Annotated in this window: 6 protein-coding genes; 2 read left to right on the top strand and 4 right to left on the bottom strand. The window is 37.1% G+C overall.

Going from position 1 to position 4,106, the window contains the following annotated elements:
* Positions 1-195: 195 nt before the first annotated feature.
* The 4 genes from VNZ46_RS00695 to VNZ46_RS00680 all read right to left on the bottom strand — a co-directional run bounded on the left by VNZ46_RS00695 (position 196) and on the right by VNZ46_RS00680 (position 2,135).
* A complete protein-coding gene (locus tag VNZ46_RS00695; RefSeq protein ID WP_325558139.1) occupies positions 196-699 on the bottom strand; it encodes a hypothetical protein in 504 nt (167 codons plus the stop codon).
* A gap of 62 nt (positions 700-761) precedes the next feature.
* Positions 762-983, bottom strand: a complete 222-nt coding sequence (locus VNZ46_RS00690; protein ID WP_325558138.1) for a hypothetical protein — start codon at positions 981-983, stop codon at positions 762-764.
* Positions 976-1,308: a hypothetical protein gene (locus VNZ46_RS00685; RefSeq protein ID WP_325558137.1), complete on the bottom strand. Its 333-nt coding sequence runs from the start codon at positions 1,306-1,308 to the stop codon at positions 976-978. Before VNZ46_RS00685 ends, VNZ46_RS00690 begins: the two co-directional genes overlap by 8 nt.
* Positions 1,309-1,700: 392 nt before the next feature.
* On the bottom strand, positions 1,701-2,135 hold the full coding sequence (locus tag VNZ46_RS00680; protein ID WP_325558136.1) for a hypothetical protein: 435 nt from the start codon (positions 2,133-2,135) through the stop codon (positions 1,701-1,703).
* A gap of 173 nt (positions 2,136-2,308) precedes the next feature.
* Between VNZ46_RS00680 and VNZ46_RS00675 the strand changes: the two genes are divergently transcribed.
* Positions 2,309-2,983 (top strand): response regulator transcription factor, encoded by a 675-nt coding sequence (locus VNZ46_RS00675; RefSeq protein ID WP_325558135.1) that lies wholly within the window; start codon positions 2,309-2,311, stop codon positions 2,981-2,983.
* Positions 2,980-4,106, top strand: a 1,127-nt coding sequence (locus VNZ46_RS00670) for a HAMP domain-containing sensor histidine kinase (RefSeq protein WP_325558134.1), incomplete at its 3' end; no start/stop codon positions are given. The genes VNZ46_RS00675 and VNZ46_RS00670, both read left to right, overlap by 4 nt.

The following is a 4,106-nucleotide window of genomic DNA, read 5'->3' as shown; positions in this document are numbered from 1 at the left end:
AGCAGACCAGCAAATATCTAAAAGCATATTATTAACCGGGTATCTGTTAATAAAAACCCAAAAGAGGTCTATTCATAAAAACTAGGCTATCTAACAAAACTAATTACCTCATGGAGTCCAGATAGGCTCCCTGAGGTAATTACGAATCCTAATCCACTCATTATGAGCTACAAAAATGAATAAGTTGGCCTCAATTCAAAAGTCAGAGATTTCAAGTGCCTTCCTGCTGAATTTCAAATAAGTAACGATCACTTTAGACCCGACCGGATAACGATGATAATCTTCCATGTCAACCTCAATCCTAATTTTCGCCTGATCAGCCGGCCCTGAAAAAGTCAGGTACTCCGCATGCTCAGTCTTATCCCGGTCAATCACCACACTTACTAATCTGTTTTTTCCCCTTAATTTATCCTTCCTCCAATTGTACCTGAAATACAACACGCAAAGCCAGGCCATCAGATAACAAAAACAAAAAAAGGATAAACCCAGACAAAAAAACGCAAAATAATCCTTATAGCCCAGCCCATCCAGCGTCTCCTTTTTTACCGAAAAAATAGCAATTAAGACCATAAAGACCATACTAAGGGCAATCGTAACCGCAACTACTCTCAATACACCTTTATGCCCCTGCTCTATCTCCTTTATTTCTCCTTCCGTCAAAGGAATATTTTCCTGCAACCGTATTAGCGACTTGTCCATTTGATGATTTTCCATTTAATCCTTAAATCATTAGCTTAATAAATAATGTACGGATTCCCTATTTACTTTGGAGCCGTGGCCACCCTAACTGTACAACTCATTTGATTTTTAAACTTCTCCTTATCCCTAGCCCCTATTTCAACTTTAATGTTCACAGGAAATCTTTCAACTATTTTCACATAATTTCCGCTTTGGTTATTCGGAGTATTTAAAGGAGATTCCTTTTTTACGTTGCTGATCTCCATCACTTCACCCGAAAGACTAAGGTCAGGAAAATCATCCACAATAACTTTTAGCAGACTGGCCCTTAAGCAAATGCCCAACCTGATTTGATTTAAAACTGGCAGTAACATAAAATTCACTACCTCCATTCCCTTCTTTGATGTAAAAAAACGCATCATCCGTAAGTTCAAAATTTCCTTCTTTTGATGGAACGATCCGGCCGTTCAATAAAATCTCAGACCATTGTTTCAAAAAATCGGCTGGGAACTTCGAGGTTTTCACAGAAACAAGCACCATATGCCTGCATGTCTTGCCATCAATAATGTAAATAAGCGTAGAAACTGGTGTTTGTTCAGATTTTACCGTCCGGTTTTCCAGACTGATCAATCTATAAGGATTAAGGCTTTTTTTACTTTCTGCCAGCAGTTGATAACGAACGCCTTTGTCCTTTAATAAATCATAGGACGCATCAAGGGTGGTGCGCTAAACTACAATGCCTTTGTATTTAATGCAGGATTAAGGTATAATAAGATAGCCTATTTCAAACCATTCATTAGTTTCTCACAAAGTTTTAGTATTGGAGATCTTGGTCTGGTATTACGTTCTGCTACAGAGAATACACTTGCAGATATTACAACAAAAGCCGTAACCGCTAACAATTATGAAGCAGGTTTTAGCAGTACCTTTGGAAAACTCCATATAGAAGCCGCTACTTACATCAGATTGAGCCAATTCAGGATTGATGATGAATCAATCCTGAACTTAACTTCGGACTTCTTTTAAAGGCTACGATGTGAAATGACAGGATTTCCTTTCGCATCAAAAATCAGATCCTTACCATTGACTTCTGCTTCATAGGTCACTTCTCCTTTTGCATTGGTAATCTTTGCAGCTTCTTTAATCTTTGCGTTCTTGAATTGTGAAATAATATGCGCAGAAGCCTCTTTAGGCAATTCGGCAGGGTTTATCTCCGTTTCTGATTCAACAAGCATTCCCTTCAGAGAGTAATTTTCAGAATTCTTCTTGCCATTTACCGTAAATGCAGCTTCATAATCGCCTTTTTCTTTTTCCCAGGTTACGGTCTTTATTTCAGGATGCTTTTTTTCAAAAGCAGCTTTTACTGCTGATGGAACTTTTGCTGCGCTAAGTTTTTGCGCGTTAACTCCCAGGGTTAAGCCGGTCAGACCAGCTACTAAAACAAATACTCTTTTCATATTGATTTAATTTTATATCCTAAGCTAACATCAGATTATGGAGAAAATCTGAATTGCTGAAACTATTCATCTGGAATTTCACTTTTTCATCGACATCAAACATTTAACACGTGATAAAGCCTCTGGTCCGCTACTTCAAAATTTATTCAAAATTGTATTCGTAAATTTACCACATGAAGATCCTGATCGTAGAAGACGAACCACAACTTGCACAAAGCATAGCCGAATATCTATCGGAAGAAAGCTACTTGTGTGAATTTGCATCTACATACCATCAGGCATTGGATAAAATTGAGACCTACAATTATGATTGTATTCTTCTAGACATTATGCTGCCTGACGGCAACGGAATAAAAATTTTGGAAGAACTAAAAAGACAGGATAAGCAAGATGGTGTGATTATCATTTCGGCCAAAAATTCTTTAGACGATAAAATAAAGGGGTTGCAAATCGGTGCCGATGACTATCTAACAAAACCTTTTCACCTTTCGGAATTGGCGGCAAGAATATATTCAGTTATCCGTAGAAAACAGTTTGGAAACTCAAATACGGTTCAGCAAAATGAATTACAAATTGATTTGCTTGCCAAAAGCGTTTCTGTAAACAGCGAATTGATTTCGTTGACCAAAAAAGAATTTGACCTCTTACTTTATTTTATCGGAAACAAAAACAAGGTTATTTCAAAAAGTGCCTTGGCAGAACATCTATCAGGAGATTTTGCAGATATGTTAGACAACCATGATTTTGTATATGCCCACATCAAAAACCTAAAAAGAAAGCTCAATGAGGCAGGTTGTGATACTTATTTAAAAACCGTTTACGGAACAGGCTACAAATGGGAAGGATGAAAAAACTATTAAATAAAACGCTAAGAACTTTTGCTCTTTATTCACTGGTTGTTTTGGCAGCAAGTGTTCCGGCTTATTATTACTTGGTAGACAGGATATGGTTGAGCGAATTGGACGAACACAACGAAATTATTGCAGAGAGAACAGAAAAGGAATTAAACAAATTGCAATTAACGGAAGAGGAGCTTACCCAAAGCATAGCCTTATGGAATAAAATACAGCCCGGTACGGATTTAAAAAAAGTAACAAAAACAACGGCTCGTCTTGACAGTACCTTTACTGTTTTAAGACAAAATCCTTACGTTGAACATACAGATATTAACCGTTTCAGAGGTTTAGTAAAGCTTGTCCATGTCAATAATGAGCCCTATTATTTAACCGTAGAAACAAACGTAGAAGAAACAGAAGAAACGGTTGCGGCCATTGCATTGATTACCCTTTTGTTCTTTCTGATTTTGGTTGTTGGTTTTTTGTTTTTGAGCAGGCGGCTATCTGTTCGATTATGGAAACCCTTCAGGAGTACGTTATCCAAATTAAAAACATTCAACCTGGATCACCAGACTGCAATTACATTTGAAAAATCGGACACACTGGAATTTGAAGAATTAAATATGGCTTTGGATAAGCTATTAGAGCATAGTATTTCCATTTACAAAACTCAAAAAGAATTTACGGAAAATGCCTCACATGAATTGCAGACCCCTTTGGCAATTATAAAAAACAAATTAGATGTATTGTTGCAAAAGGAAAACATAACAGACCGTCAGTATCAGATTATTGAAGAAATAAACCAGGCACTGACACGTATTACGCGCCTGAACAAAAACCTGCTGTTGCTTGCTAGAATTGAGAATCACCAGTTTGACGATAGCGAAACGGTTGACATCAGCCAACTGACCCAACTTTGTTTAGAACAATTCAAAGAACATTCTGACAATAAAAATATTACTGTTCAAACAGAAATAGACAATAATGTTGTTGCTGAGGGAAACAAAATCCTGATTGAAATTCTACTGAACAATTTATGGTTAAATGCCATCCGGCATAACTTACCGGGCGGAAAAATCTATATCTCTCTCCATAAAAGCGAGTTGATCATTTCCAATTCCGGAAATACCGAATT

The organism is Pedobacter sp. (genome assembly GCF_035566355.1).
Lineage (GTDB): Bacteria > Bacteroidota > Bacteroidia > Sphingobacteriales > Sphingobacteriaceae > Pedobacter.
This window is presented reverse-complemented; position numbering and strand designations above follow the sequence as displayed.